Origin of the sequence: Leifsonia sp. McL0607 (genome assembly GCF_049993355.1) — a bacterium.
GTDB lineage: Bacteria > Actinomycetota > Actinomycetes > Actinomycetales > Microbacteriaceae > Leifsonia.
The window spans coordinates 1,648,348-1,674,180 of sequence record NZ_CP188253.1 but is presented as its reverse complement, the minus strand read 5'-3'; the positions used below and the strand labels follow the sequence as shown (position 1 = coordinate 1,674,180).

The following is a 25,833-nucleotide window of genomic DNA, read 5'->3' as shown; positions in this document are numbered from 1 at the left end:
CATCATGAACACCATGGATCCGGTCTCCACCATCGTCTGGATCGTGTCGTTCGTCGTCGTGACGGTCACGGTCACGGGCCTCTCGCGCCGCGTGGGCTGGTCGGCCCCCGTCGTCCTGGTGGTCGTCGGCGCGATCGCGTCGTTCATCCCGGGCGTGCCGCAGGTCGCTCTGGAACCCGAGGTCGTGCTGTACGGCTTGCTGCCTCCGCTGCTCTTCGCCGCCGCCATCCAGACCTCGATCGTCGATGTCCGCGCCAGGCGTGACGGCATCCTGCTGCTCTCGGTCGGCCTCGTGGTGTTCACTGTCGTGGTCGTCGGGTTCACCACCTGGCTGGTGGTGCCGGCGATCACGGTCGCCGCGGCCTTCGCCTTCGGCGCGGTCGTCGCCCCGACCGACACGGTGGCCGTGACGGCGATCGCCGGACGCGTGCACCTCCCCCGACGACTCGTGACCGTGCTGGAAGGCGAGAGCCTGCTCAACGACGCGACTGCGCTGGTGGCCCTGAACGCGACCATCGCCGCGATCGTCAGCGTCGTCAATCCGTGGGCGATCGCCGGCGATTTCGTGATCGCGGTCGTGGTCGGCATCGGGATGGGTCTGCTCGTCGGCTGGGTCCTGTCGCTGATCCGCAAGCAGCTGCGGTCGCCGGTGCTCGACACCTCCCTCGGCCTGATCACCCCGTATCTGGCGTTCATCCCGTCGCAGTTCCTGCACGGCTCCGGCATCCTGTCCGTCGTGGTCGCCGGTCTCTACCTCGGGTTCCGCTCCCCCACCATCCAGACCGCCGAAGCGCGGATCGCCGAGACGATCAACTGGCGCACGATCGAGTTCCTGCTCGAAAACGCGGTGTTCCTGTTCATCGGGCTGGAGCTCTCGAGCATCCTGAACTCGGCGTTCCGCTCCGGCATCACGGTGGCCGAGACGGTGTGGATCAGCATCGCCGTGCTGCTGGCGCTGTTCCTGGCGCGGTTCGTGTGGATGGTCGGGACCACCGCGCTCTACCGCTACGGGCCCGCGCGGCTCCGAGAACGCGGCTGGACCTGGCCGACCGGAATCGCGGTGTCGTTCGCCGGCATCCGCGGGGTGGTGACGCTCGCGGCCGTGTTCCTCCTCCCCACGGCGACCCCGCACCGGGAGTTCCTGCAGTTCTTGGCGTTCGTCGTCGTGGTCGCGACTCTGCTCGAAGGGCTCGCGCTGCCGTGGGTGATCCGCAGGCTCAGGCTGCCGCCTCCGGATTTCGCTCAGGAGGCCGGCGAGATGCAGCGGCTGCTGGCCGAGGCGCAATCGGCAGGGCTCGAACACCTGGAGTCGCAGGTGACCGGCGAGGAGGACGACCGGGTCATCGAGCGGCTGCGCGTCAACGCGGTGTTCCTCGCTGACGCGCTCGAGAACCCGACGCCGGAGGACACCGAGGACGCCCCGCTCGAATACCGCAGGCTCCGGAGGACGATGATCGCCGCCGAACGGCAGGCGGTGCTCGACGCGCGAGCGGAAGGCCGGTATCAGGAGGTGGCCGTGCGCTCCGTGCTGGCGTTCCTGGACGCGGAGGAGTCTGCGCTCAAGGCGGGAGGGACCGACGGCAAGAAGCTGATGTGAGCCCGGCGCGACAGGGCGTCAGGGCACGGTCGTGTCGTCGGCGGGCGCATCCGCTGCGGCGAGCGCCTCGGCCTGCGCTGCAGCGGCTCCGGCGCCCGCGACGGCACCGAGGCGCGACCGCGCCCGGGGTCGCCGCGCCCAGGTGCGTGCGCGCTGCGACGAGAGCGCGAGCACGACGAGGATGTCCAGCGGCAGCCCCAGGATATTCGCGTGCAGCGTCACCTGCTCGCCGCCGTCGAAGAAGTCGAGCGCGGCGAGGATCACGAGCAGCGCACTGTACGACATCGAGGCGATGCGCGCCCAGTTGCTGCCGGTGAAGACCAGCAGGGCGAGCGCGAAATAGAACACGAGCCCGGCCGCGAAGACGCCCATCGCGATCCCGAACACGAGGTCGGCGCCCTGCTGCTCGGCGGCGGTGAGCGCTTGCCCCGCCTGCGACACGAGCTGCGAGCGGATGAACGCGGGCCAGGCGATCACGATGAGCACCACCGTGAGCACACCGGCGAGCACCCGCAGCAGCATGAGCAGGAAGCCCAGCGTCGTGGGCACCGGTCGGCGCTCGACCCGGGCGAGCCGGCGCTCGTCCGCCTCCGCGGCGACCGCCACCGCCCGAGGTGCGACCTGCACCGCCGTGAGATCGACGACAGGGAGGTCGCCGTCGGTCTCGATGCTGTCCCCTCCGCCGTTGCGTGCGTGGTAGCCGGACGAGAAGTCGCGGATGACGGACACCTCCGCGCCGATCTCGGCCTGGTTCAGTGTCGAGACGATGTGGTCGCGCTCGATGTCGGTGTTCGCGTCGATCTTGTGCGTGATCTGCAGCGTGAAGAGCGAGAACCCGACGGACCGGTCGAACGTTCCCGCGGCCAGCCAGTCGACGCCATGCCCGCCCGGGAGCAGCCACCCCTCCGGGCAGCGCCAGAACCGCACGTGATGCCGTTTCGCCGGGTTCCCGCGCACCTCCTGCTGGTAGGCGATGTCCTGCTGATGACCGAACAGGAACAGCGGGCTCACGGGCGCCTCGTCGTAGCTGCGCCGCAGCAGCGTCGACGTGATGATGCGGCGACTGGATGCCGCGGTGACGTCGTCGGCGCGGGTCCAGCCCGCCGCCGTCATCGACTCGTCGAGCTGCGCCTCCGATCCCAGCAGCGCCAGGTTGATCGGGTCGCCCAACAGCCCGTCACTGGTGCGCGCCCGCCCGATGAAGTAATCGGGCACGTAGATCTGGGTGAGGATGCGATGCAGCCGCGGGAGGACCAGGTAGGCGAGCATGATCCAGAAGAGCACGAAGAACAGGACGAGGAACCAGCCCCAGGCGAAGCTCTCGGTGAGCACGAGCCACGCCAGCCAGATCGCCGCGATGCCGCCGAAGACGAAGAACGCGTTGTCGACGATGGCATTGACGGACACCCGCCGACCGGTGGCGGACAGCGTCTTGGACGGCGTGGGACCACCGGCCGCGGAATCGGACCGCGGCGGTCCTCCCGGCGCGCCGGACCCCACCATGCGCCCATCCTAGAGGGGGCGAGCCGCGGGTCGTAGGGTGGCGTCATGACCTCCATCACCGCGACCCTCGGCTCGAGGGGACCTGCCCGGTGCCACGACCGTTACTACTGACCCGTTCTCACACACTGCGATCCGAAACGCACTGACCGAAGGAGAGCCATGGGCGACTTCCGCGCCATCGTCATCGAGCAGGAGACCGAGGGAAGCCGCATCCTCGCGCACACGGCCGAGGCCCGGCAGCTGACGGACGCGTTCCTGATGCCCGGCGACGTCACGGTCGCCGTCGAGTTCTCCGACGTGAACTACAAGGACGGTCTGGCGATCGCCGGGCGTCCGGGCGTCGCGCGGGTGTCGCCCCTCATCCCGGGGATCGACCTGGTGGGCGTCGTCGAGTCGTCGGAGGACCCACGATGGCGGCCGGGAGACCGGGTGGTGCTGAACGGGGACGGCATCGGCGAGAGCCATCACGGCGGCCTGGCCGAGCGCGCCCGCGTGCGCGGCGACGCACTGGTGCGAGTGCCGGACACGCTCCTGAACGAGCAGGCGGCGGCGATCGGCACAGCCGGCTTCACCGCGATGCTCGCCGTACTCGCCCTGGAGCGCAACGGCGTCGATCCCGAGCAGGTGCACGCGTCGGGGTCGAGCGTCCTGGTCACGGGCGCGGCGGGAGGTGTCGGCTCGGTCGCGGTGTCCCTCCTGGCGAAACTGGGATACCCGGTTACGGCCTCCACCGGGCGCGTGGAAGAGCTGGGAGGTTACCTGACCGACCTCGGCGCCACCTCCATCATCGACCGGGCAGAGCTCTCCGACCCCGGCCGACCCCTGCAGACGCAGCGCTGGGCGGGCTCGATCGACTCCGTCGGCAGCACCACCCTGGCGAACGTGCTCGCACAGACCAGCTACGGCGGGACGGTCGCCGCCTGCGGCCTTGCGCAGGGCGCCGACCTCCCGACGACCGTCATGCCGTTCATCCTCCGCGGCGTCACACTGACCGGCATCAACTCGGTGGAGGCCCCGCCGGCACTCCGGGAGACAGCCTGGCGGCGCATCGCCACCGACCTCGACGAGGAGGCACTCGCGGCGATGACGCGGTTCATCCCACTCTCCGAGGCGATCCCCGCGGCGGCGGACATCCTGGCGGGGAGGCTGCACGGGCGCACCGTCGTCGATGTCCGGGCCTAGGCAGACACACCCTCAGCACCATCCCTGCCCTAGGCTGACCGCATGATCGTCCTCGCGACCGTCGTCGTCACCCTGGCCGCAGCCCTGCACATCGGGATCTTCGTGATGGAGAGCGTCGCTTGGGCGCGACCCGCGATCTGGAAGCGCTTCGGCGTCGCCGACCAGGCCGCAGCCGACACGACCCGGCCGATGGCCTACAACCAGGGGTTCTACAACCTGTTCCTCGCGATCGGCGCGATCATCGGGCTGATCCTTTTCGGGGTCGGCCTGCACGCCACGGGACTCGCGCTGATCCTGTTCACGATGGCCAGCATGCTTGCCGCGTCGATCGTGCTCGTGACCACCGGCCGCGGCTACCTGCGCCCCGCGATCATCCAGGGCGTGCTGCCGCTCGTCGGCATCGTGCTGATGCTGCTCTCCTGACGCGCGTGGCCGGCGAGCGCCTCAACGGAGGTCGGGCGCGACGGACTCGGGTCGCAACCCGCGCCCGACCAGCTGTGCCGTGAATCGCTGCACGAGCGGTGTCGCGGCGGCGATCGCCAGCCGCAGTGCGGGAGACGGCGGCGAGGGAAGGATCGGACCGGCTCCCGGCCGCGAGATTCGGCGGTGCGCCGCCAGCTGGATGCGCTGCATCCACTCCACAGCCGGCAGGCGGCGACGCTGCACGGCGTCGAGCAGCCGCAGGTCGACCGGGCCGTCGCGCAGGGGAGCCGCGAGCGCGTTCGCCGCTGCAACGGCGTCCTGAACCGCATAGTTCACGCCGACGCCGAAGGCCGGGGACATCGCGTGCGCGGCGTCGCCGATCGCCAGGAAACCGTGTCGGTACCACCGCGGAAGCCGGTCCACCTGCACGCTCAGCAGCGTGAGCGGCGCCCAGTCCGTGATCGTCTCCAACGGTTCCCGGAGGAACGGCGCGGCTCCGGCGACAGCCGACCGGAACGCAGGGAGACCGGCCTCCTCGAGCTCGTCGATGCCGCCCTTCGCGATCACCAGGCCGGTCTGGAAGTAGTCGCCGCGATCGATCGTGACGACCATCGCGCCGTCGCCCAGATACGCCAACGTCGAGGGTTGCGTCACCTTCGGCTTCGGCAGCCGGAACCAGATCACGTCGATGGGCACGCCGAAGCGGCGCGGGCGGAGGCCCGCGGCGGCCCGCAGCACCGAGTCGCGACCGTCGGCCGCCACGGTGAGGTCGGCCTCCACGCGCAGCTCGCCCCCCGGTCCGCGCGCCATCAGGCCGCGTACGACATCGCCCTCCCGGATCAGGCCGGTGGCCTCGGTCTGCAGGAGGAGCCGGAAGTTCGGATACCGTTCCGCCTCCTGGGCGAGAAAGGTCAGGAAGTCCCATTGCGGCGCCAGGACGAGGAAGTCGTTCGGCGGCTTCAGCCTCCCGAAGTCGATCGGGTGCAGCCGGGTGCCGTCGACCACCGCATCGAGCGTGCGGATGCTGTTGTGCGGGAGGCCAAGGAAGGCGTCCCTCAGCCCCAGCTCGCCGAGCACCCCGATCGTCGACGGGTGGATGGTGTCACCGCGGAAATCGCGGAAGAAGTCGGCGTGCTTCTCGAGCACGACCACATCGAGACCGGCACGCGCGAGGATCAGGCCGAGCATCATGCCCGCCGGCCCGCCCCCGGAGATGGCGCAGGACGCCTCCATCACTTCCATGACCCCGAAGCGTATCCTCCCCACATGGCGATCGTCGGATCCGTACTCATCGCATTCGCGGTGATCGTGCGCCTCGCGTTCTTCGCCATGGAGAGCATGCTGTGGTCGTCACCGAACGTGTGGCGCCGATTCGGGATCGCCGACCAACGGGATGCGGACGTGGTTCGCCCGATGGCCTACAACCAGGGCTTCTACAACCTCTTCCTCGCCTTCGGGGCGGCTGTCGGACTCGTGCTGTACTGGACGACGCTGCGACACGTCGGGTTCGGGCTCATCTTCTTCACCGGCGCATGCATGGTGCTCGCCGCGATGGTGCTGCTCACGACGGGCCGGCGCTACTGGCGCGCGGCGTTGCTGCAGGGGCTCCCGCCGCTGATCGGGCTCGTCGTGTTCTCGCTCGCCCACGCGGGGTGAGGCGTCAGTCGATGATCTCGCCGTCGACCGGGATCTCGTTGACGTCGACGCGCAGCGCCTCCACCAGCTTCGCAGCGTGCGGCGTCGAGACGATCACGCGCGAGAACTGCTCACCGTCGAGGTCGACCACCACGGCAGCGCGCTGCTTGCCCTTGATGAGCAGGAAGTCCCTGCCTCCGTGGAACTTCCAGGTTCCGAACGACAGGGTGAGCGGCACGGCCGCGCCCGGTGCGCGAATGCCGCGAATCCAGATCCACGGGTCTTCGGTGATCGCCACCGACCGGATGCTGTCGCGGGGGATCACCAGATCGTCCCTGCGCATGGACAGCACCTTCTCGGCCCGCGTGAGATGGATCTCCAGGCGGTCGGGGTGGACGTGCAGGTCGGCCATAGGTCTATCCTGCCTGGCGACCACCATCGGCGGGGGGTGCGAATCTCACAAAGCCATAACCGTTGGCTTGGAGGGCGGACGGAATGCCGCAGATGCCAGGCACGAACTCTCAGGATCGGCTCGCCTGAGTGCCATGTATCCTTCTCGTCGTGGCAACGCAGCGGCGGACTCCGGGCTCGCAGACTTCACTTCGTGAAGCCAACCGGGCTCGGATCGTCGACGCTATCAAGAAACATGGAGGCTTGACCCAGGTCGAGCTGGCCGGCGCGACCGGCCTCTCCCCCGCCACGGTCTCGAACATCGTCAAGGAGCTCTCGACCTCCGGAGTCCTCCATACCGCGCAGAGCATCCGCTCCGGACGGCGCGCTCAGCACGTGACGCTCGCGCACGCGCTCGGGCTCGTCGTCGGCGTGCACTTCTCCACGCGTCATCTGCGCGTGGCGCTCGCCGACGTCGCCAACACCGTGGTGGCGGAGAACCACATGCCGCTCGCCAAGGACCACCGCGCCGACAACGAGCTCGACAAGGTCGCCCTGCTGCTGACGGACATGCTCGACTCCGTCGACGCTTCCCGCGAGGAAGTTCTCGCGGTCGGCCTCGCGGTGCCCGCGCCGCTTGATCGCGCTACTGGCACCATCGCTCGAAGCGGCATCATGCGTGGCTGGGACGGCGTGGTCATCGCCGAGGCTTTGGAGCGCCGCGTCAAGCGGCCGGTGTTCATCGACAACGCGGCGAATCTCACGGCGCTCGCGGAGTCGCGGCTGGGCGCGGGCCGCGGCAAGCGCACGACGATCACACTGGACGTCGGCGACGGGATCGGGGCAGGCCTCCTGTTGAACGGCCAGCTCTTCCGAGGGAACAACGGCGTCGCCGGCGAGTTCGGTCACACCACGATCCGCGAGAACGGCCCGCTCTGCCGCTGCGGCAACCGCGGCTGCTTGGAGGCGATCGCGGGAGGCCCCGCCGTCCTCGATGAGCTGCGCGATCACCTCGGCAGCCTGAAACTGAGCGATCTGGTGGTGCAGGCGATGGCGGGCGATGCCCGTTGCATCCGGGCCATCGCCGACGCGGGCAAGCACATCGGGATAGCCACGGCCAACCTCTGCAACCTCCTCGACCCGGAGCGCATCATCGTCGGCGGCGAGCTGGCGCGGGCGGGCGAGCTGCTGCTCGGCCCGATGCGGCACGCGGTGGAGCGATCGATCATCGTGAACGAGGACGCGATGCCCGACATCGTGCAGGGACAGCTCGGCGTGCGGGCGGCGACCTTGGGAGCCGTCGCGCACGCCGTCGACAGCGTCTCGATCACGAGTGTCGGAGTGGCCGTGTAACGGTCGGCCGCGATGGCCGGCTCGCCGTGTCCCAACCGTGACGAACCGTTATCGAAAGCTTGAATTCAAGTATTGACGCCAAAGCGCCCGCACTGACACACTCAACCCAGCCGCCAACGAAGGCGGTCTCGAATCGGAGGTTTTTCAATGAAGATCGCCACCAAGAGAGCGGTCATCGCGTCCGCAGCGATCCTGACCGCAGCCCTCACCCTCACCGCGTGTTCGAACGGCTCCGGCAACACGTCGACGAACAACGCGTCGGGTGCCGCGAACGCCAAGATCGGCCTCCTCCTGCCCGACTCGGTCACCGCCCGCTATGAGGCGGCCGACAAGCCGTACTTCGAGGCGAAGGTCAAATCGCTCTGCTCCGGCTGTCAGGTGCTCTACGCGAACGCCGATGGCGACGCCAGCAAGCAGCAGCAGCAGGCAGAGTCCATGCTGACCCAGGGCGTCAAGGTGCTCGTGCTCGACCCGTTCGACGGCGAGGCCGCCGCGTCGATCGTGGGCGAGGCGAAGGCCAAGAACATCCCGGTCGTCTCCTATGACCGTCTCATCAACAGCCCCGACCTCAACTACTACATCTCGTTCGACAACGAGAAGGTCGGCAAGCTGCAGGCGACAGCACTGGTCGACAAGCTGAAGAAGGACGGCGTCGCCTCGGGCAGCGGCATCCTGATGGTCAATGGCTCGCCGACGGACAACAACGCGACCCTCTTCAAGAAGGGCGCGCACAGCGTCATCGACTCCAGCGGCTTCAAGGTGCTCGCCGAGTTCGACACACCAGGATGGGACCCTGCTAAGGCCCAGGACTGGGTGTCCGGACAGGTCTCGCAGTTCAAGGACCAGATCACGGGCGTCTACGCGGCGAACGATGGCACCGGTGGTGGCGCGATCGCGGCAATGAAGGCGGCGAACCTGAGCCCGTTCCCGCCGGTCACCGGTCAGGACGCCGAGCTCGCGGGCATCCAGCGGATCCTCGCCGGCGACCAGTACATGACGGTCTACAAAGCCCTCAAGCCCGAGGCCGAGCAGGCGGCGACGCTCGCCATCGCGCTGACCAAGGGCCAGAAGCCGTCCGAGCAGACCACAGAGGTCGACACCGCGGGCGGCGCGAAGATCGCGTCCATCCTGCTGACCCCGGTCGCAGTGACCACGGACAACATCGAGTCCACGGTCGTGAAGGACCAGTTCTACGGTTCGGACTCCGCCGCGAAGATCTGCACCGCGGACTACAAGACGGCCTGCGACAAGTACGGCGTCAAGTAACCACCGATTCACCAGAACCACCCGGCCTGGGATGTGGATACCCGCCATCCCCGGGCCGGGTGGTTCCGCCTTACAGTTAGCCAAGCAGCAGCAGTACGCACACATCACGCGACTGATCGCGTCAGGCCCGAAGGAGAACGCCGTGACGATGGAATCCGCAGTCACCGACCAGGAAAAGTCCAATCGAGAGCCCGTCCTGTCGCTTCGTGGCATCTCGAAGGGATTCGGTGCCGTCCAGGCGCTCACCGACATCCACCTCGACGTCTACCCCGGTGAGGTCGTCGCCCTCGTCGGCGACAACGGAGCGGGAAAGTCGACGCTGGTCAAGATCCTCGCCGGGGTGCACCCCCAGGACGCAGGGACGATCACCTTCGACGGGCAGGATGTGCACATCCCGTCGCCATCGGCCTCGCGTGCGCTCGGAATCGCCACGGTGTTCCAGGACCTCGCCCTCTGCGACAACCTCGATGTCGTCTCCAACCTCTTCCTCGGACGCGAGATCACGCACGGCACCCTCGACGAGGAGGAGATGGAGAAGCGCTCGTGGAGCCTGCTTCGGCAGCTCTCCGCGCGCATCCCGTCCGTCCGGATCGCCGTCGCCTCGCTGTCGGGAGGCCAGCGTCAGACCGTGGCCATCGCGCGGTCGCTGATCGGCGACCCGCGCATCGTCATGCTCGACGAGCCGACCGCCGCCCTCGGCGTCGCCCAGACCGCCGAGGTGCTCAACCTGATCGAGCGCCTGCGCGAGCGAGGGCTCGGCGTCATCCTCATCAGTCACAACATGGCCGATGTGCAGGCAGTGGCCGACCGAGTGGCGGTGCTGCGCCTCGGCCGGAACAACGGGGACTTCCGGGTTCCCGACGTCAGCTACGAAGAGATCATCTCGGCGATCACCGGCGCGACGGACAACGCCGTCTCGCAGCGAGCCGGACGCATCGAGGAACGCGTCGAGCTCATCGAGCGCACTGAAGGGAAGGAAGACCGATGACCAAGGCACCCGAGACTCCGGCCCAGTTCGCGGCCGACCTGCAGGACGAACGACTGATCCGTGACGAGGGACTGGCCGGCGCCGCCCGCGCTTTCGGGCGTCGCGTGCGCGGAGGCGACCTCGGCTCCCTGCCGGTCGTCATCGGACTCATCGTGATCTGGGTGGTCTTCCAGATCCTGAACCCCAACTTCCTCAGCGCCAACAACCTCGTCAACCTGACCCTCCAGTGCGCCGCGATCGGCACCATCTCGATCGGCATCGTGCTCGTACTGCTGCTCGGCCAGATCGACCTCTCGGTCGGTTCGGTGAGCGGGGTCGCGGCGGCCATCCTCGGCGTCGGCTTCACGCAGCTGCACTGGCCGCTGGCGCTCACGGTCATCGTCGCCATCCTCGCGGGATCCGCGATCGGCTTCCTGTACGGCATCCTCTTCACCCGGTTCGGCGTGCCGAGCTTCGTGATCACGCTCGCCGGCCTCCTCGGGTTCCTCGGCGTCCAGCTCTGGATCCTCGGCCCGAACAGCTCGATCAACATCCCGTACGACTCCTGGATCGTGAAGTTCGCCCAGCAGACCTTCCTGCCGCCGTGGGCGGCGTACGCACTGGCCGCCATCGCGGCGATCGCGATGTTCGCCTCCGACTGGCGGCGCAATATCCGCCGCCGCAAAGCCGGCCTGTCCGAGGGCTCGATGGCCGCGGTCCTGATCAAGTCCGGGCTGCTGCTGATCGGCCTGTGCATCGCCGTGTGGTACCTCTCGACCGACCGCGGCACGGGGGCGATGTTCCTGTTGTTCGTGATCCTCGTGATCGTGATGAACTTCTTCCTCACGCGCACCAGGTGGGGCCGTTCGGTGTTCGCGGTCGGAGGCTCGGTGGAGGCCGCACGGCGCGCCGGCATCAAGGTGAACCGCATCTTCATCAGCGTGTTCATCCTGTGTTCGACCTTCGCCGCCGTCGGCGGGCTGCTGGCCGCTGCGCGCCTGGCATCGGTGAGCGCGGGCTCCGGTGGGACCGACACGAACCTGAACGCCATCGCGGCAGCGGTCATCGGCGGCACGAGCCTCTTCGGCGGCCGCGGATCGGCGTGGTCGGCGCTGCTCGGCATCCTGGTCATCCAGTCGATCTCCAACGGCCTGACGCTGCTGAACCTCGACTCGTCGTACCGCTTCATGATCACGGGCGCCGTGCTGCTGCTCGCGGTGATCATCGACTCGCTGTCCCGCCGCTCGCGCGTATCGCACGGACAGGCTTAGCGGACGGCGACCCAGGGCGGGTGTGAGAAGGTGGATCGGTGACCCGGACCACCACCTTCCACGCCCGCCTTCTGCGTTCAGGGGCGGCCCCGCAGACGGTGACGGTGCGGGCGTCGTCGGACGTGCCTCCACGCACGTTGCGACGCGCTGCGGGAGGCGGTGGCCGGCTGAACTTCGACGTCTACGCGCTGCTCGACGCCGACGGCTGGCCGAGTTCGGCGACATATACGTACGTCGAGTCGCTCTCGCGCGATCCCTCCGCCGCCGACGAGTGACCCCGGGCGGGAAGCGCTGACGATCAGCTCGGGGAGGCCTGCGCGGCCGCGCGGGAGGCCGCGGGCAGCGCCTGGAGGATGCGGTCGAGCGCGGCGTCGTCGTGGGCGGCCGTGACGAACCACGCCTCGAACACGCTCGGCGGCAGCGAGACCCCGGCGTCGAGCATGGCGTGGAAGAACGGACGGTACCGGAACGTCTCCTGCGACTGGACCTCGGCGTACGTGCGCAGCGCCGCGGTGAAGTCGCCGAACACGAAGCTGAACAGGTTGCCCGCACGCTGGACGCGGTGGGCGACGCCCGCCGCCGCCAGCGCGTCGGAGACGGCGCTCGAGACCGTGTCGGCCACGACGTCGAGCCGGTCGTAGACCGCCTCGTCGGCGTTCGCCAGCGTGGCAAGGCCGGCGGCCACCGCCACCGGATTGCCCGAGAGCGTGCCCGCCTGGTAGACCGGTCCCGTCGGTGCGAGGAAGTCCATGAGATCGGCACGACCGCCTACCGCCGCCAGCGGCATGCCGCCGCCGATGACCTTGCCGAACGTGACGAGATCCGGCGTATAGCCGCGGTCGAGACCCCAGTAGCCTGCCTCGCTCACGCGGAACCCGGTCAGCACCTCGTCGAGGATGAGCAGCGCGCCGTACTCGTGCGCGATGTCGGTCAGCGCGGCGTTGAAGCCCTCGTCCGGTGCGACGACGCCCATGTTGGCCGCGGCGGCCTCGGTGATCACGGCCGCGATGTCGGGGCCGTTCGCCTCGAACGCGGCGCGCACGGCGTCGAGGTCGTTGTAGGGGAGCACGAGGGTCTGCGCGGCCGTGGCCTCCGTGACGCCGGCGGACCCGGGCAGCGACAGCGTCGCAAGCCCCGAGCCGGCCTCGGCGAGGAGGCTGTCGGAGTGGCCGTGGTAATGCCCGGCGAACTTGATCAGCAGCGGACGGCCGGTGTAGCCGCGCGCCAGACGGATCGCGGTCATCGTCGCCTCGGTCCCGGTCGACACGAGCCGCAGCTTGTCGACGAACGGGACGCGGGCGAGCACGGCCTCCGCGAGCTCGGTCTCGGCCGGTGTGGACGCGCCGAACGACAGGCCGCGGGCGGCGGCCTCCTGAACCGCCGAGACGACGGCGGGATGCGCGTGGCCGAGGATCGCCGGCCCCCACGAGGCGACCAGGTCGACGTACTCGCGACCCTGGGCGTCCACGATGTAGGGACCGCGCGCCGACACCATGAAGCGCGGCGTGCCGCCGACGGAGCGGAACGCCCGGACCGGCGAATTGACACCGCCGGGGATCACCCGCAGAGCGCGCTCGAACTGCGCCAGGTTCACGTCGCCGATCGCGGCGCCATCGGCCAGACCCTGCAGGTCGTGGATGTCGCCGGTGTGATTGTCGCCCGTGTGACTGTTGTCCATGTTGAAGGCGTTCATCGCAGCCATCCCGCGACCTCGGTCGCCCAGTAGGTGAGCACAGCGTCGGCGCCCGCGCGGCGTGTGCCGATCAGGGTCTCCTCGATGACGCGCTCGCGGTCGATCCAGCCGTTCGCTGCGGCGGCCTCCACCATCGCGTACTCGCCGGAGACCTGGTAGGCCCAGACCGGCACGTCGCTGATCGCGGCGACGTCGCTCAGCACGTCGAGGTAGCTCAAAGCCGGCTTCACCATGAGGATGTCGGCGCCCTCGTCGAGGTCGAGACGGGCCTCGCGCAAGCCCTCGCGGCGGTTCGCCGGGTCCTGCTGGTAGGCGCGGCGGTCGCCGGTGAGCTGAGAGTCGACGGCCTCCCGGAACGGGCCGTAGAAGCCCGAGGCGTACTTCGCGGCATAGGCCAGGATGACGACATCGGTGCGGCCCGCCGCGTCGAGGGTGTCCCGGACGGCGGCCACCTGGCCATCCATCATCCCGCTCAGACCGAGCAGCTGCGATCCGGCCTCCGCCTGCGCGATCGCCATGTCGCGATACCGCAGCAGCGTCGCGTCGTTGTCCACGTGACCATCGCCGTCGAGCACCCCGCAGTGGCCGTGGTCGGTGAACTCGTCGAGGCACAGGTCGGTCTGCACGACGAGGGCTTCGCCGACCTCATCGACGACCGCACGCGTGGCGACGTTGAGGATGCCGTCCGGATCGGTGGCGGCGGTGCCGACGGCGTCGCGGGTCTGCGGCACGCCGAAGAGCATGACTCCGCCGACGCCGGCCTCCGCGGCCCCCACGGCCGCGCGCTTCAGGGAATCGAGACTGTGCTGCGCGACTCCCGGCATGGAGGCGATCGGCTGCGGCTCGGTGGCGCCTTCGCGCACGAACAACGGGAGGATCAGCTCGGCCGGGTGAAGGCGGGTCTCGGCGGTCAGACGGCGCATTGCAGGCGACTGCCGGAGCCGTCGCGGCCGCACAACGGGATGGAACTCACTCACTCTCCCCAGCCTACGCCCGCCGCGCTGGGTGCCGGCCGTCAGGGGGCGCTGGGGCGGGCGGCAGCCGCGACCGCCTCGATGAGGGAGGCGGCCGTGCGTTCGGCGGCGATCACATCCACCCGCAAGCCGTATTCGCGCGCGTCACGTGCGGTCCGCGGCCCGATGGCCGCGACCAGGGTCGTCTCCGGGATCGGTCCGAGCTGCACCTGCACCTGCTCCGCCACCGAACCGCTGGTGACCAGGATGGCCTGCACCAGGCCGTCGCGCACTTCGGCGACGATCGTGTCGGGCACGGAAATGCCCACTGTGCGGTAGGCGACGACGGACTCGACCCGGTGGCCGATGCGACGCAGCCCCTCGGTCAGGAGGGGTTTGGCGATCTCGGAGCGCAGGGTGAGCACGCGCAACGGCACGACTCCCTCGGTCGCTGCCTCCCACTCCTCCAGCAGTCCGCGCGCCGAGTTGTCCTCGGCGGGAACGAGATCCACGGTGTAGCCGGCCGCGACGAGCGCGGCGGCGGTGGTCTCCCCGACGGCCGCGATCCGGGTGGTCGGCGGCACGACCGCGCGGGCCGCGCTCAGGACGTCGACAGTCGTCGCGCTGGTGACGGTGACCCAGTCGAACCCGCCGTCGGCGAGGCGCGCCAGGGCTGCTTCGAGCGCCGGCGCATCGGCTGTCGGCGCGAAGTTGATCATCGCGGCGACGACCGGCGACGCACCCTTCGCGCGGAGGTCGGCCGCGACGGAGTCACCCCACGGGCCCCCTCTGGGCACGAGGACGCGCCAGCCGGCGAGCGGCTTCGGGGAGGGGGACCTGGAGGTCATCGAGCGCTCCCGAGCGGGGCCAGGCCGGCCGCTCCCGCGGCGAGCAGTTCAGCCACCACACGTGAACCGACATCGCGCGCGGCCTCGTCGAGGTCCGCGGCGCCGAAGGAGTCCGGGGTGGCGGCGTGGGACGCCGTCAGCCGCTCGGTCCCGTCGGGACGGTAGACGGTGGCGGTGAGGAAGAGCAGCCCGTCGTCGACGAGCGCCGAGGCGCCGATGGGTGCGGCGCAGCCGGCTTCGAGGCCGGCGAGTACGGCGCGCTCGGCGGTCGCGCAGGCGTGGGTGGTCGTGTGGTCGACGGCCTTCAGCGCGCGCGCGACGTCACCGCGGCCGGTCTGCTCGCCGTCGCGGATCTCCAGTGCGAGCGCGCCCTGGCCTGGCGCGGTCGGGACCTGCGACAGGGCGAAGAAGTCGGTGACGGCATCCAGTCGGCCGAGCCGGCCGAGACCCGCCGCGGCCAGGACGACGGCGTCGAGGTCGCCTTCCGCCACCCTCCCGAGACGAGTGTCCACATTGCCGCGGATGTCCGTCACGTCGAGGTCGGGTCGCACCGACTTCAGCTGGGCGACGCGGCGCGGCGAGCCGGTACCCACCTTCGCGCCCTCGGGCAGCGTCTCGAGCGTCCAGCCTTCGCGAGCGCACAGGGCGTCGCGCGCATCGGCCCGCTTGGGCACGGCGCCGATGACGAGGCCGGGGGCTGCGGCGGTCGGGAGGTCTTTGAGCGAGTGCACGAGGAGGTCGCACTCGTCGGCCAGCAGCGCCTCCCGCAGGGCGGTGGCGAAGACGCCGGTGCCGCCCAGGTCGGACAGGGACTCCCGGGAGGTGTCGCCGTGCGTCGTGACGGTCACCAGCTCGACGTGGAGACCCGTCGCCCGTGCGATCGACTCGGCGACGGCGCGGGTCTGCGCGACCGCGAGCGCGCTGCCGCGGGTCCCGATGCGCAGCACTCCGTCGCGCCGGTCTGCGCGGCCTTCGGCCAGGCTCACCGCGCCGGTCACGGTGCGAGCCCCGCGGCGGCGGGCTTGAAGCCCAGGCGGACGTTCTCGCAGCAACCCGGCCGGCACACGTCGTACCAGGGGCCGAGGGAGGTCAGCGCCGGACGCTGATCGACCGGCACGCCGTCGCGCCGCTCGAGCACGAGATCCACGAGACCCTGCACGTACCGCGCGTGTGTTCCCGGAGTCGGGACGCGCACGGCGACGAGGCCGTTCTCGTCGCTGGTCTCCATCGCCTCGTTGTCGAGGTCCCAGAGCACCTCCATGTGGTCGCTCACGAAGCCGAGCGGCACGATGATGACGGCCTTGACGCCGAGACCGGGGAGCTCCGCGATGCGGTCGTTGATGTCGGGCTCCAGCCAGGGCATCGACGGCGGCCCCGAGCGGGACTGGTAGACGAGATCCCACCCGATCCTCCCCCCGGTCGCCGCCTGCGAGACGACCTCGGCGACGGCCAGGTGCTGCGCGGCGTACGCGCCGCCCTCGCCCCAGTGCTCACCGGTATCGGCTCGCTCGGCCGGGCCGGATTTGGCCGCGTCGGTGGACGGGATCGAGTGCGTCGAGTAGAGGAGGCGGATCTCGGTGGCAGGGTCGATGCCCGGGATGCGCTCGCGGAGCCGGTCGACCGCCATGCGCACACCCTCGATGAACGGCTCGACGAAGCCGGGGTGATCGAAGAACTGCCGCACCTTGTCGATCTGGATCGTGCCCTCCAGCCCCGTCTCCTCGAGCACGCGCGCGAAGTCCTCGCGGTACTGGCGGCAGCTCGAGTACGAGGAGTATGCGCTGGTGGCGATCGCGATGATGCGCCGGAAGCCGCGCTCCTCCGCCTCGCGCAGCGCGTCTTCGAGGTACGGGTCCCAATTGCGGTTGCCCCACAGCACGGGGAGGTCGATGCCGCGCGACACGAGCTCGGACTCCAGCGCGGCCTTGAGCTCGCGGTTCTGGTCGTTGATCGGGCTCACGCCGCCGAAGTGGCGGTAGTGGTGCGCCACCTCCTCGAGCCGCTCCTCCGGGATACCGCGACCGCGGGTCACGTTGCGGAGGAAGGGGATGACATCGTCCTGGCCCTCCGGGCCCCCGAAACCGGCGAGCAGGATCGCGTCGTAAGCGACCGGCTCGGTGACGTGCTCGGGACCGGACGCGGCGGCCGGCGTGGCCCCGAGCACGCGAGGCGCGGCCTCGGTTCCCGTCACTGCAGGACCTCCACGACCTCGGCGGGCTCGATGCGACGGCCGGTGAAGAACGGCACCTCTTCGCGCACGTGACGTCGGGCCTCGGTGTAGCGAAGGTCGCGCATGACGTCGACGAGGTCGGTCAGCTCGTCGGCCTCGAGCGGAAGGATCCACTCGTAGTCGCCGAGGGCGAAGGAGGCGACGGTGTTCGCGAGCACTCCGCGGAACGCTGCGCCCTTGCGGCCGTGCTCGGCCAGCATCTGCGACCGCTCCTCGTCGGGCAGCAGGTACCACTCGTAGCTCCGCACGAACGGGTACACGCACAGCCAGCCCTTCGGCTCCTTGCCGCGCAGGAACCCGGGGACGTGCGAGCGGTTGAACTCGGCGTCGCGGTGCACACCCATCGCGTTCCAGGTGGGCAGCAGCGCTTTGAGGAGGCGGGTGCGGCGTAGCTGGCGCAGCGCGTACTGCAGCCCCTCGGCCTCCGGGCCGTGCAGCCAGATCATCAGATCGGCGTCGGCGCGGAGCCCGCTCACGTCGTACAGACCGCGGGTGGTGACGTCTTGCAGCTCGAGGTCGGCGATCACGCCTTCGAGTTCTTCCACCGCCTTCGGGACGTCGGTGCCGTCGAGATCGTCGGGGCGCGCCGGGTCACGGCGCAGGACGGCCCACAAGGTGAACCCGCTGGGGTTTTCAGGGCCAGTCGCTTGAGAGGCACGTGTTTCGGGGGAGGTCGACTCTGCCGGGACGGCAGCCGGGTTACTCATACCGACAGTCTCCCTCGCAAACCTGTGAAGGCAAAAACCAGGAGGCCGAGGGGCACGTAGATGCTCCTATCCGGCCCGGGATGGGGCACTTGGGTGCCCCTCGGCATCAGCGGCCCAGGGCCTCAGCGGCGCAGTGCCGCCACGATCCCCCAGACGGCGCCGCCCACGGCGACGGCCACACCGACCGCGATGCCGACGAGAGCGAGCGGGTTGTCATCCCGAAGTCTGCGCACGCGTTCGCCCGTGCGCTTGGGCAGGTTCAGCTTGTAGGTGATCGCGTCGACGGTGGCGGCCAGGTCGGCGCGTGCACGTTCGACGTCGCTGCGGTCAGTTGTCATACGTGCCCCGCCCCTTCAGTGCGTCGATATCGGTCTTGACGCTCGAGATCGTCTCCGTCGGCGCCACACCGTTCATCCGCTTGAGCGACAAGAAGCCGATCAGGACGAGAACGGCGGCGATGATGAGGAGGGCGCCGAAGACGATGAGCGCGGCAGCCCACCCCGGCAGCACGAGCGCGAGCCCGAGGATCGCGGCCGCGACGAGGACGCCGAGGGCGAAGAACAGGAACGCCGCCGCGACCACGAAGAGCCCCATGCCGATGCCGGCATACTTCGCCTTCTCGGCGAACTCCGCTCGAAGATGAGCCAGCTCTGCCTTCAACAGCTCGATGAGAAGCCGCGGCAGCGCCGTGATCAGCTCACCGAGCGACTGCGATCTGGCCCGCTCTCGATCGGTCATCCGCTCACCTGCCCCTTCGGTCGCGTTCGACGGCCGCTATTCCTGGGAATCATCCCGCTCCACGGGCACGACGGCCACCCCCGACGGCTGTTGATCCGGCAGACGTGCCTCTCTGCGGCGGTCCTTGACCCGCACGACGGCCTTCTTGACCGTGATGAAGACGGCCTCGGGCACCTCGCCGACCTTCTCGGCCACGAAGTCCTCGACCGCATCCACCTGCTTCTGGACCCCCGGCGACTCCCAGACCTTGAGAGCCGCGGACTTCATCTGCTCGTAGCGCTTGCGTCCGGCGCGCGTGCCGAGCACGTAGCCCGCCGCCGCGCCCGTCACGAAGAGAAGCTTTCCCCGCATTGTTCCTCTACCTCTCCAGGTCGTCGGTCAGTGATTTCCAGCGTAGACCCCGCGCCCGCTCCGCCGCCCGGCGCGCGTCCGGGATGACGGACGCCAGCCCGGTGCCGGTCAGCCAGGACCCGGTCACCTCGACGCCCTCGATGTTCTCGACCTCGTCGCGGACGCGCTGGATGCGCTCCCGCTGCCCCACTGTCGCATAGGGAAGCGCGTTCGTCCAGGGGGTGCGGGCGAATGCCGACACATCGGATGCCGTGAGCGGAATATTCAGGAGTGCTGCCACGTCGGTGACGGCGCGCTCGCGCAGCTCCGCGTCGTTCAGGGCGAGCGTCTCCGCCGGGCGCCCGGCCCGCCCGTAGGACAGCCGGACGACGTGGCGGCCGGGACCGGCGGCCTCTGCCACCCAGGCCCACTTGGCACTGGAGTGCGTCATCGCCTTCGCACCGATGCCCGAGCTCTTGCTGTCGGCGACGAGCACGCCGGTGCCGACCGGGGCGGCACCGACGCGGTCGTCGGTGAGCACCAGGGTGACGAGCTCGACGCTTGACGCGGGAGGCCAGTCGAGGGCGGCGAGATCGGCCAGGCCCTCATCGACGCCGGGCAGGAGGGCGAGCGCTGCGTCGGCTGGCGCGGTCACGACCAGAACGTCGGCGTCGAGGGTCGAGCCGTCGGCCAGGCGGAGCGTCCAGCGGGCCGGGCGGGCGTCGCCGCCGGGGACGACCTCCGGATGCTGTGCGTCATCGGGCGCGTCGTCGTCCAAGCCGGCGAGGGCCTCCTCGACCGCCGCCGCGGCGACCTCCTCAGGGTCGGGCGCCAACCACGGCCCCACCGCGACCACGGAGACGCCCGTGCGGATGACGCCGCCGCGGGCGACGATGTCGTCGGCGAGCGCCGCCGGCAGCCTCCACATGCCGCCGCGGACACCCTGAACGGCGCTGCCCGCTTTCGCGGACGACCGCAGCTCGCCGACCGCGCCGGAGAGCGAGCCGAGGCGGGTCAGCGCGGCGTTGAGCCCGGGTGCGACGACATCGACATCGAGCTCGTCGGGGTTCGCCGAGTAGACGCCGGTGACGACCGGCGACACCAGCTCGTCCAGCACTTTCGAGCCCATCCGCTTGCGGACGAGCGTCCCGAGACGGCGCTCCTGGCCGATCTTGAGCACCGGTAGCAGCCGATCGAGGTAGGCGCGCACGGCGCCGCCCCAGCCGATGACTGCGACGACATCGCTCGCCAGCGGCGAGCTGGGGATCCCGAGCAGGCCGGCCTTCGGGAGCGGGACGCTGCGCGCGCCGTTCCGCACCCATGCGCCGACGGGATTCGGGGCGACGATCTCTTCGCCGAGGCCGAGGTCCTCCAGCAGGGCGGCGACGTGGCCGCCGCGCGTCGCGAAGCTCTCCGCTCCCGCGTCGAGCCTCAGTCCGTCGAGCTCCAGCGGCGCCACCGAGCCGCCGACGCGTCCGGACGCCTCCAGCACGGTGACCTCGAACCCCGGTCGGGCGCTTTCCCTCGCGACCACGAGTCCGGAGACGCCTCCACCGACCACGGCGACGCGGGTGGCCGGCGCCTCCACAGCGTGCCGGACCTCCGCCGCGACAGCGTCGTGATCGAAGCGCTCGGAGGTCATGGCCGCCACTCGTGGACGAACTCGACCACCCGGGTCAGCACGGCGGGGTCGGTCTCGGGCGGGACGCCGTGGCCGAGGTTGAGGACGTGCGCGGGAGCCTCGCGTCCGCGCTGCAGCACGTCGACCACGTGCGCGGAGAGGACCTCCCACGGCGCATCCAGCATCGCCGGGTCGACGTTGCCCTGCAGGGGGACGACGTGGCCGAGGCGTCGTGCCGCCTCGTCGAGCGGGGTGCGGTAGTCGACGCCGACCGCGTCTGCGCCCACGTCGTGCATCGCGCCCAGCAGTTCGCCGGTCCCGACGCCGAAGTGGACGATCGGCACGTAGCGCGCCAGCGGCTCGTCGGTCGTGGCGTCATCGCCGGCCTCGGCCGTCTCGCCGGCCGCCACCTCGGCGACCGGACGCGGGACCTCGTACGTCAGATCGCGAACGTGCGAGAGAGCGCGCGTGGACGCCGGTGCCACATGCTCCACGTAGTCGCGCAGCGAGAGCGAGCCCGCCCACGAGTCGAAGAGCTGGGCGGCGCTCGCGCCCGCCAGCAGCTGCGCGCGGAGGAAGGCGCCGGTGACGTCGGCGCTCCACGCCATGAGCCGCGCCCACGTCTGCGGGTCGGCGTGCATCATCGTGCGGGCACGGATGTGATCCTTCGACGGTCCGCCTTCGACGAGGTACGCGGCGAGGGTGAAGGGTGCTCCCGCGAAGCCGATGAGCGGCGTGGTCCCCAGCTCAGCGGTCGTCAACCGCACCGCCTCCGCGATGGGTGCAAAGGTCGCCGCGTCGAGGGAAGCGGGATCGACCTCCTCCAACCGGGCGACATCGGCAGCTGTGCGCACCGGCTGCTCGAAGACCGGGCCCCGACCGGGCTGGATCTCCACGGCGACACCGGCGAGCTTGAGCGGGACGACGATATCGCTGAAGAAGATGCCCGCGTCGACGCCGTGCCTGCGCACCGGCTGCAGGGTGATCTCGCTGGCCATCGCCGGCTCGAGGCACGCGTCGAGCATGCGGGTGCCGACGCGCAGCTCGCGGTACTCCGGCAGTGAACGGCCGGCCTGGCGCATGAACCAGACGGGAATGACCTCCTGGCGCTCACCCTGGTAGGAGCGCACGAGGGGGCTGTCGGCGGTGAGGCCTGCGGAGAGCGGGTGGGACGGGTCGAGGGAGGTCACGCACCCATTCTTCCAGGGAGGAATCTGCCAATCCTCCGGGAATCTCGCCGATGGTCCGCAGGACGGAGTATCTCGATTCGAGGATCGCCGACGGCGAGCGTAGGATTTGCCCGTGCTTCTCTGCTTCTCGTCGAGCCACCGCACTGCGGAGTTCGACCTCCTCGAACGGCTCGAGCGCCATGCGCCGGCCGTCACCGCGGCACTCGCAGAGCACAGCGAACTCGTGAGCGGGTCGGTCGTCCTCGCGACCTGCAACCGCTTCGAGGCCTACCTCGACATCGACGAGCCGCTTCCGGCGGCACGCGCTGTCTCGACGGAGGTCGTGATCGACGCGGTCAGCGCCGCCGCCGGCATCGACGCCGACGTGCTCCGCGCCTCCAGCGCCGTCTACTACGACGACGCTGTCGCCGAGCATCTCTTCTCCGTCTCCAGCGGCCTCGAGTCCGTCGTCGTGGGCGAGGGCGAGATCGCCGGCCAGGTCCGGAGGGCGCTGCAGGCGGCCCGGAAGGCGGGCACCGCAACCCGCGACCTGGAGCGCGTCTTCCAGGTCGCATCGCGCACCGCCCGCGGTGTCAAGAACCAGACCGGCATCATGACCGCGGGGCGCTCGATGGTCAGGCTCGCGCTCGAGCTAGCCGAGAGCCGCATCACCGACTGGACGCAGGTGCGAGTCCTACTCGTCGGCACCGGCAAGTACGCCGGCGCGAGCCTTGCCGCCCTGCGCGAGCACGGCGTGACCGACGTGCGCGTGTACTCCCCCACCGGTCGCGCAGCGAAGTTCGCGCTGTCGCACGACGTGACGGCCGTGGAGGCCGAGGGCCTCCTCGACGAGCTCGCCGGCGCCGACCTACTCGTCACCTGCTCGGCGGTCACCGATCACGTCGTCACGCGCGACCTGCTGGCCGAGGCGCTCGGCCTCCCCGGAGCCGCCGAGCGCCGTCTGGTCATCGACCTCGGCCTCCCCCGCAACGTCGAGCCCGCGGTCGCGGAGTTGACCGGCGTCGAGCTCCTCGACCTCGAGACGATCAGCATCCACGCCCCCGTGGAAGAGCTGAACGCCGCAGCCGACGCGCGAGAGCTCGTCGACGCCGCTGCAGCCGAGTTCGCCGCCCGCACGTCCGAGCAGGCCGTCACGCCGGCCCTGGTCGCGCTGCGCTCGCACGTCTTCGGCGTTCTCGACGCTGAGATCGCCCGAGCCCGCTCGCGCGGCGACTCCTCCGAGCAGACGGAGGCCGCCCTGCGCCACCTCGCCGGGGTGCTGCTGCACACCCCGTCGGTGCGCGCCAGGGAGCTCGCTCGGCAGGGCGACGCGCAGGCGTTCATCGATGCGGCTTCCGCCCTGTTCGGCCTGGAGGTCGATGACGTACCGACGACGCGGACGCTGCGCGCCGTCGACGACGAGAGCGCGGCATCCTGACAGACCAGCCGTTCACGGCGTGACCACCCCGAAGACAGAGCCCGAACCCTGACAGAAGAGAGCACCGTGAGCAACGAGGCCACGATTTCCACCACCGAGACGCACGCCGCGACCGGACTCCCGTACGCCGCGGAGGATCTCCGCACCGAGCGGCTGCTGCTACGCCCGCTCAACAGCGGCGACCTCGAGAACGGGCACGAGTTCGAGCGCCTGAAGGACGTGGCCCGCTACCTCTACTGGGAGGTACACGACCACGACGAATCAGCGGAGCACCTCCGCAAGCGGATCGCGATGAACCGGCTCGCCGCCGACGGCGACGGCATCGTCTACGCCGTCGAGCTGCCCGACCCGGAGGGCGGCCACAGCCGGGTGATCGGCCACGTGAGTCTGTTCCTCAAGAAGGCGGAGTGGGCGAAATTCGAGATGGGCTGGGTGTTCCACCCGGCCGTCCACGGTCGCGGCTACGCCACCGAGGCGACCACGCGCCTCCTGGAGCTGTGCTTCGACACCCTCGGCGGCCATCGCGTGTTCGCCCAGCTGGACGCCCGCAACGAGGCGTCCGCACGGCTCTGCGAGATCCTCGGGATGCGCCAGGAGGCCCTCCTGCGCCAGGCCGAGATCGCGAAGGGCGAGTGGACGGACACCGCCGTGTACGCGATCCTGGAGCAGGACTTCCGCGTGGGCTGAGCGGCACGGTGGGCCGGCTCATCGCCCCTTCTCGAGGATGTCGTCCATCGCCCGCTCGGCCAGCGCGACGATCGTCAGCGTCGGGTTGACCGTTCCGGTGCTGCCGGGAACCGCCGCCCCGTCGATGACGTAGAGGCCGTCGTATCCGTGAACGCGCCCGAACGTGTCCGTCGCCTCACCGAGCACGGCGCCGCCGAGCGGGTGGGCGGTGAAGGACGCGTTGATGTCGGGGGCCACGCCCAGGACCCCGCTGCGGAGACCGTTCGCAGCCGCGATCCTGTCGTGGACGGCGCGCATGGCCGCGACCGCGCGCTCGTTGCCGTCGCTGGGCCAGTCGAGAACGACGTCGCGCTTCGCGGGATCGTAGCGGAAGCTCGCCCTTGTCGGGTCGAGCACCATGCCCAGTGATCCGATCAGCCCGACGTCGACCGGCAGACCGGGCACGTACCAGTTCTCCAGGCTCAGTGGGAGACCGCTCTCGTCGAGGATGCGGGAGGCGGACGGCGCCGCTTGGGTGAGCCCCTCGGGATGCGAGAAGGAGCGCACCAGAGCGGCGTCGCCGTTGGTGCCCCAGCCGGCACCGACCGCCGAGCTCAACGACGGGAGGGTGCCGAGCGCCTTCGCCTTCACCAGCAGTTCGGAGGTGCCGATCGAGCCGGCGCCGAGGAAGAGCTGATCGCACGTGATCCGACGACTGCGGACGAGCGAGCCGTTCGCCGTGATCTCGCGCACCTCGACCCAATAGCGACCGGACGGCTCCCGGCCGATGGCGTCGACCACGTGACTGTGGTGCAGGGTGACGTGGCCGGTGCCGAGCGCCGCGGGAAGCACGTTCCGGGTGAGGTCGTATTTGGCAGCGTTCGAGTTGCCGAGGTTGCTCTCGCCGATGATGGCCGACGGTCTCGACCTGCCGGAGAGCTCCGCGCGCACGACATCCCAGTCGAAGATCGAGTCGAGCGGCTGCGGTTCGTAGCCGGCTCGGCGCGCCTGGTCGTCCCAGACGCGCGAGTGCCCGAACGGCTTGGAGCGGTAGACATCGTCCGGCATCGGTGAGGCATTGAGATGCGCACGCGCACGCGGGTAGTACACCTCGTGCATGCGATCGAAGTCGACGCGGTCGCCGAAGACCGCACGGAAGAAGCGCTCCTCCGGCTCGATCAGCACGCCCGTGAAGACGACCGAGCCGCCGCCGACCGCGGCACCGCGCCAGACCTGGATGTGGTCGTAGTCGGTCGCGTCCAGGACCCCGCCGAACTTCGGGACGACCGCCGGGATGCCGGCGACGCCGGTGAACGTGCGACGGTGCCAGAAGGCCCGGCCGTCGGGCGGAGTGTTACCCGAGAAGATCGCACGCTTCGGGTCGCGGGGCCAGGGAAGGCCGCGCTCGAGCATCGCCGTGCGGATACCGGCCCGTGCCAGCCGCAGGGCTGCGATCGCAGCGCCGAACCCGGAGCCGATGACCAGAGCGGGCGTATGTGCCGGAGCCGCCGGCGGTGCGACGAAGATCTCGGGAACCAGCAGCCTGTACTTGGCCGCGGCGACCGTGTCGAGAAGGCGGGGAGCCGTCGCTCCGGCCGGAAGCGGAGCGGCGATCGCCGGCGTCGGCGAGAGCCCGCTGACTGCCGCAGCCGCAGCCGCAGCCGCGCCCGATGCGAGAAGTGTGCGCCGTGATACCGCCATCGTCTGCCGACCTCCTGAAGTGAGACATTGATTTCTGACATTCTGGATGTTTTTAGCTATCCGCGCAATGGTGTTCGGACCTCACGACTCTGCGCCGCCAGCACGGCACTGGAGTGCACGTCCGGCCCGGCCGTGCATCCTCGTTAGGATGG

26 protein-coding genes are annotated in these 25,833 nt (G+C 70.1%); 11 read left to right on the top strand and 15 right to left on the bottom strand.

Going from position 1 to position 25,833, the window contains the following annotated elements; all coding sequences use genetic code 11:
- The first annotated feature begins 13 nt into the window (after positions 1-13).
- Positions 14-1,597: a Na+/H+ antiporter gene (locus ACPPVW_RS08105; RefSeq protein ID WP_426625987.1), complete on the top strand. Its 1,584-nt coding sequence runs from the start codon at positions 14-16 to the stop codon at positions 1,595-1,597.
- Between the two features lie 18 nt (positions 1,598-1,615).
- Here the strand turns inward: ACPPVW_RS08105 and ACPPVW_RS08100 are convergent, their stop codons facing one another.
- Entirely contained in the window at positions 1,616-3,100 is a 1,485-nt protein-coding gene (locus tag ACPPVW_RS08100) for an LssY C-terminal domain-containing protein (RefSeq protein WP_426625986.1), read from the bottom strand.
- A 159-nt stretch (positions 3,101-3,259) separates the two neighbouring features.
- On the opposite strand from ACPPVW_RS08100, the gene ACPPVW_RS08095 reads away from it, so the two are divergent.
- On the top strand, positions 3,260-4,282 hold the full coding sequence (locus tag ACPPVW_RS08095; protein WP_426625985.1) for an MDR family oxidoreductase: 1,023 nt from the start codon (positions 3,260-3,262) through the stop codon (positions 4,280-4,282).
- Positions 4,283-4,324: 42 nt separating this feature from the next.
- Positions 4,325-4,705: a DUF1304 domain-containing protein gene (locus ACPPVW_RS08090; RefSeq protein ID WP_426625984.1), complete on the top strand. Its 381-nt coding sequence runs from the start codon at positions 4,325-4,327 to the stop codon at positions 4,703-4,705.
- A gap of 21 nt (positions 4,706-4,726) precedes the next feature.
- Here the strand turns inward: ACPPVW_RS08090 and ACPPVW_RS08085 are convergent, their stop codons facing one another.
- On the bottom strand, positions 4,727-5,947 hold the full coding sequence (locus ACPPVW_RS08085; protein WP_426625983.1) for an FAD-dependent oxidoreductase: 1,221 nt from the start codon (positions 5,945-5,947) through the stop codon (positions 4,727-4,729).
- Between the two features lie 24 nt (positions 5,948-5,971).
- Here ACPPVW_RS08085 and ACPPVW_RS08080 point away from each other — a divergent pair, with 24 nt between their 5' ends.
- Entirely contained in the window at positions 5,972-6,361 is a 390-nt protein-coding gene (locus tag ACPPVW_RS08080) for a DUF1304 domain-containing protein (RefSeq protein WP_426625982.1), read from the top strand.
- 4 nt (positions 6,362-6,365) lie between these two features.
- Here the strand turns inward: ACPPVW_RS08080 and ACPPVW_RS08075 are convergent, their stop codons facing one another.
- Positions 6,366-6,752 carry a hypothetical protein gene (locus ACPPVW_RS08075; RefSeq protein ID WP_426625981.1) on the bottom strand — a complete coding sequence of 129 codons (387 nt, stop codon included), beginning with the start codon at positions 6,750-6,752 and terminating at the stop codon, positions 6,366-6,368.
- Positions 6,753-6,901: 149 nt separating this feature from the next.
- Between ACPPVW_RS08075 and ACPPVW_RS08070 the strand changes: the two genes are divergently transcribed.
- The 5 genes from ACPPVW_RS08070 to ACPPVW_RS08050 all read left to right on the top strand — a co-directional run bounded on the left by ACPPVW_RS08070 (position 6,902) and on the right by ACPPVW_RS08050 (position 11,862).
- Positions 6,902-8,083 (top strand): ROK family transcriptional regulator, encoded by a 1,182-nt coding sequence (locus ACPPVW_RS08070; RefSeq protein WP_426625980.1) that lies wholly within the window; start codon positions 6,902-6,904, stop codon positions 8,081-8,083.
- A gap of 147 nt (positions 8,084-8,230) precedes the next feature.
- Positions 8,231-9,349 carry a sugar ABC transporter substrate-binding protein gene (locus tag ACPPVW_RS08065; RefSeq protein ID WP_426625979.1) on the top strand — a complete coding sequence of 373 codons (1,119 nt, stop codon included), beginning with the start codon at positions 8,231-8,233 and terminating at the stop codon, positions 9,347-9,349.
- A gap of 148 nt (positions 9,350-9,497) precedes the next feature.
- A complete protein-coding gene (locus tag ACPPVW_RS08060) occupies positions 9,498-10,337 on the top strand; it encodes an ATP-binding cassette domain-containing protein (protein WP_426626267.1) in 840 nt (279 codons plus the stop codon).
- Entirely contained in the window at positions 10,334-11,587 is a 1,254-nt protein-coding gene (locus ACPPVW_RS08055; protein ID WP_426625978.1) for a sugar ABC transporter permease, read from the top strand. Before ACPPVW_RS08060 ends, ACPPVW_RS08055 begins: the two co-directional genes overlap by 4 nt.
- Positions 11,588-11,625: 38 nt before the next feature.
- Positions 11,626-11,862, top strand: coding sequence for a hypothetical protein (locus ACPPVW_RS08050; RefSeq protein WP_426625977.1), 237 nt, complete (start codon positions 11,626-11,628; stop codon positions 11,860-11,862).
- A 23-nt stretch (positions 11,863-11,885) separates the two neighbouring features.
- Here ACPPVW_RS08050 and hemL read toward each other — a convergent pair whose 3' ends face one another.
- The 11 genes from hemL to ACPPVW_RS07995 all read right to left on the bottom strand — a co-directional run bounded on the left by hemL (position 11,886) and on the right by ACPPVW_RS07995 (position 21,897).
- The gene (gene hemL, locus ACPPVW_RS08045; RefSeq protein ID WP_426625976.1) at positions 11,886-13,289 is read right to left on the bottom strand and encodes a glutamate-1-semialdehyde 2,1-aminomutase; all 1,404 of its coding nucleotides are present in this window, start codon (positions 13,287-13,289) and stop codon (positions 11,886-11,888) included.
- The gene (gene hemB / locus ACPPVW_RS08040) at positions 13,277-14,203 is read right to left on the bottom strand and encodes a porphobilinogen synthase (RefSeq protein ID WP_426626266.1); all 927 of its coding nucleotides are present in this window, start codon (positions 14,201-14,203) and stop codon (positions 13,277-13,279) included. Before hemB ends, hemL begins: the two co-directional genes overlap by 13 nt.
- A 92-nt stretch (positions 14,204-14,295) precedes the next feature.
- Positions 14,296-15,081, bottom strand: coding sequence for a uroporphyrinogen-III synthase (locus ACPPVW_RS08035; protein WP_426625975.1), 786 nt, complete (start codon positions 15,079-15,081; stop codon positions 14,296-14,298).
- Positions 15,078-16,079 (bottom strand): hydroxymethylbilane synthase, encoded by a 1,002-nt coding sequence (gene hemC / locus ACPPVW_RS08030; RefSeq protein ID WP_426625974.1) that lies wholly within the window; start codon positions 16,077-16,079, stop codon positions 15,078-15,080. The genes ACPPVW_RS08035 and hemC overlap by 4 nt, the downstream gene beginning before the upstream one ends.
- Entirely contained in the window at positions 16,076-17,272 is a 1,197-nt protein-coding gene (locus ACPPVW_RS08025; RefSeq protein ID WP_426625973.1) for a ferrochelatase, read from the bottom strand. The genes hemC and ACPPVW_RS08025 overlap by 4 nt, the downstream gene beginning before the upstream one ends.
- The gene (hemQ, locus tag ACPPVW_RS08020) at positions 17,269-18,018 is read right to left on the bottom strand and encodes a hydrogen peroxide-dependent heme synthase (protein ID WP_426625972.1); all 750 of its coding nucleotides are present in this window, start codon (positions 18,016-18,018) and stop codon (positions 17,269-17,271) included. The genes ACPPVW_RS08025 and hemQ overlap by 4 nt, the downstream gene beginning before the upstream one ends.
- A gap of 122 nt (positions 18,019-18,140) precedes the next feature.
- Complete coding sequence (locus tag ACPPVW_RS08015; protein ID WP_426625971.1) at positions 18,141-18,356, bottom strand: DUF3618 domain-containing protein; 216 nt, start codon at positions 18,354-18,356, stop codon at positions 18,141-18,143.
- Positions 18,346-18,756 carry a phage holin family protein gene (locus ACPPVW_RS08010; RefSeq protein WP_426625970.1) on the bottom strand — a complete coding sequence of 137 codons (411 nt, stop codon included), beginning with the start codon at positions 18,754-18,756 and terminating at the stop codon, positions 18,346-18,348. The genes ACPPVW_RS08015 and ACPPVW_RS08010 overlap by 11 nt, the downstream gene beginning before the upstream one ends.
- A gap of 36 nt (positions 18,757-18,792) precedes the next feature.
- On the bottom strand, positions 18,793-19,107 hold the full coding sequence (locus ACPPVW_RS08005) for a hypothetical protein (protein ID WP_426625969.1): 315 nt from the start codon (positions 19,105-19,107) through the stop codon (positions 18,793-18,795).
- A 7-nt stretch (positions 19,108-19,114) separates the two neighbouring features.
- Positions 19,115-20,728: a protoporphyrinogen/coproporphyrinogen oxidase gene (locus ACPPVW_RS08000; RefSeq protein ID WP_426625968.1), complete on the bottom strand. Its 1,614-nt coding sequence runs from the start codon at positions 20,726-20,728 to the stop codon at positions 19,115-19,117.
- Entirely contained in the window at positions 20,725-21,897 is a 1,173-nt protein-coding gene (locus tag ACPPVW_RS07995) for a uroporphyrinogen decarboxylase (RefSeq protein ID WP_426625967.1), read from the bottom strand. Before ACPPVW_RS07995 ends, ACPPVW_RS08000 begins: the two co-directional genes overlap by 4 nt.
- 112 nt (positions 21,898-22,009) lie before the next feature.
- Between ACPPVW_RS07995 and ACPPVW_RS07990 the strand changes: the two genes are divergently transcribed.
- Together ACPPVW_RS07990 and ACPPVW_RS07985 are read left to right on the top strand one after the other, a co-directional pair.
- Positions 22,010-23,314, top strand: coding sequence for a glutamyl-tRNA reductase (locus ACPPVW_RS07990; protein ID WP_426625966.1), 1,305 nt, complete (start codon positions 22,010-22,012; stop codon positions 23,312-23,314).
- Between the two features lie 66 nt (positions 23,315-23,380).
- Positions 23,381-24,001 (top strand): GNAT family N-acetyltransferase, encoded by a 621-nt coding sequence (locus tag ACPPVW_RS07985; RefSeq protein ID WP_426625965.1) that lies wholly within the window; start codon positions 23,381-23,383, stop codon positions 23,999-24,001.
- Between the two features lie 18 nt (positions 24,002-24,019).
- Here ACPPVW_RS07985 and ACPPVW_RS07980 read toward each other — a convergent pair whose 3' ends face one another.
- Positions 24,020-25,681: a GMC oxidoreductase gene (locus tag ACPPVW_RS07980; RefSeq protein ID WP_426625964.1), complete on the bottom strand. Its 1,662-nt coding sequence runs from the start codon at positions 25,679-25,681 to the stop codon at positions 24,020-24,022.
- Positions 25,682-25,833: the final 152 nt, after the last annotated feature.

Coding starts and splice junctions, on each gene's coding strand:
- hemQ (WP_426625972.1), bottom strand. CDS start 18,018: ATGAGTAACCCGGCTGCCGTCCCGGCAGAGTCGACCTCCCCCGAAACA.
- ACPPVW_RS08000 (WP_426625968.1), bottom strand. CDS start 20,728: ATGACCTCCGAGCGCTTCGATCACGACGCTGTCGCGGCGGAGGTCCGG.
- ACPPVW_RS08015 (WP_426625971.1), bottom strand. CDS start 18,356: ATGACAACTGACCGCAGCGACGTCGAACGTGCACGCGCCGACCTGGCC.
- ACPPVW_RS07980 (WP_426625964.1), bottom strand. CDS start 25,681: ATGGCGGTATCACGGCGCACACTTCTCGCATCGGGCGCGGCTGCGGCT.
- ACPPVW_RS08090 (WP_426625984.1), top strand. CDS start 4,325: ATGATCGTCCTCGCGACCGTCGTCGTCACCCTGGCCGCAGCCCTGCAC.
- ACPPVW_RS08100 (WP_426625986.1), bottom strand. CDS start 3,100: ATGGTGGGGTCCGGCGCGCCGGGAGGACCGCCGCGGTCCGATTCCGCG.
- ACPPVW_RS08005 (WP_426625969.1), bottom strand. CDS start 19,107: ATGCGGGGAAAGCTTCTCTTCGTGACGGGCGCGGCGGCGGGCTACGTG.
- ACPPVW_RS08035 (WP_426625975.1), bottom strand. CDS start 15,081: ATGACCTCCAGGTCCCCCTCCCCGAAGCCGCTCGCCGGCTGGCGCGTC.
- hemB (WP_426626266.1), bottom strand. CDS start 14,203: ATGCGCCGTCTGACCGCCGAGACCCGCCTTCACCCGGCCGAGCTGATC.
- ACPPVW_RS08065 (WP_426625979.1), top strand. CDS start 8,231: ATGAAGATCGCCACCAAGAGAGCGGTCATCGCGTCCGCAGCGATCCTG.
- ACPPVW_RS08085 (WP_426625983.1), bottom strand. CDS start 5,947: ATGGAAGTGATGGAGGCGTCCTGCGCCATCTCCGGGGGCGGGCCGGCG.
- ACPPVW_RS08055 (WP_426625978.1), top strand. CDS start 10,334: ATGACCAAGGCACCCGAGACTCCGGCCCAGTTCGCGGCCGACCTGCAG.
- ACPPVW_RS08075 (WP_426625981.1), bottom strand. CDS start 6,752: ATGGCCGACCTGCACGTCCACCCCGACCGCCTGGAGATCCATCTCACG.
- ACPPVW_RS08080 (WP_426625982.1), top strand. CDS start 5,972: ATGGCGATCGTCGGATCCGTACTCATCGCATTCGCGGTGATCGTGCGC.
- ACPPVW_RS08010 (WP_426625970.1), bottom strand. CDS start 18,756: ATGACCGATCGAGAGCGGGCCAGATCGCAGTCGCTCGGTGAGCTGATC.
- hemL (WP_426625976.1), bottom strand. CDS start 13,289: ATGGCTGCGATGAACGCCTTCAACATGGACAACAGTCACACGGGCGAC.
- ACPPVW_RS08095 (WP_426625985.1), top strand. CDS start 3,260: ATGGGCGACTTCCGCGCCATCGTCATCGAGCAGGAGACCGAGGGAAGC.
- ACPPVW_RS08060 (WP_426626267.1), top strand. CDS start 9,498: ATGGAATCCGCAGTCACCGACCAGGAAAAGTCCAATCGAGAGCCCGTC.
- ACPPVW_RS08105 (WP_426625987.1), top strand. CDS start 14: ATGGATCCGGTCTCCACCATCGTCTGGATCGTGTCGTTCGTCGTCGTG.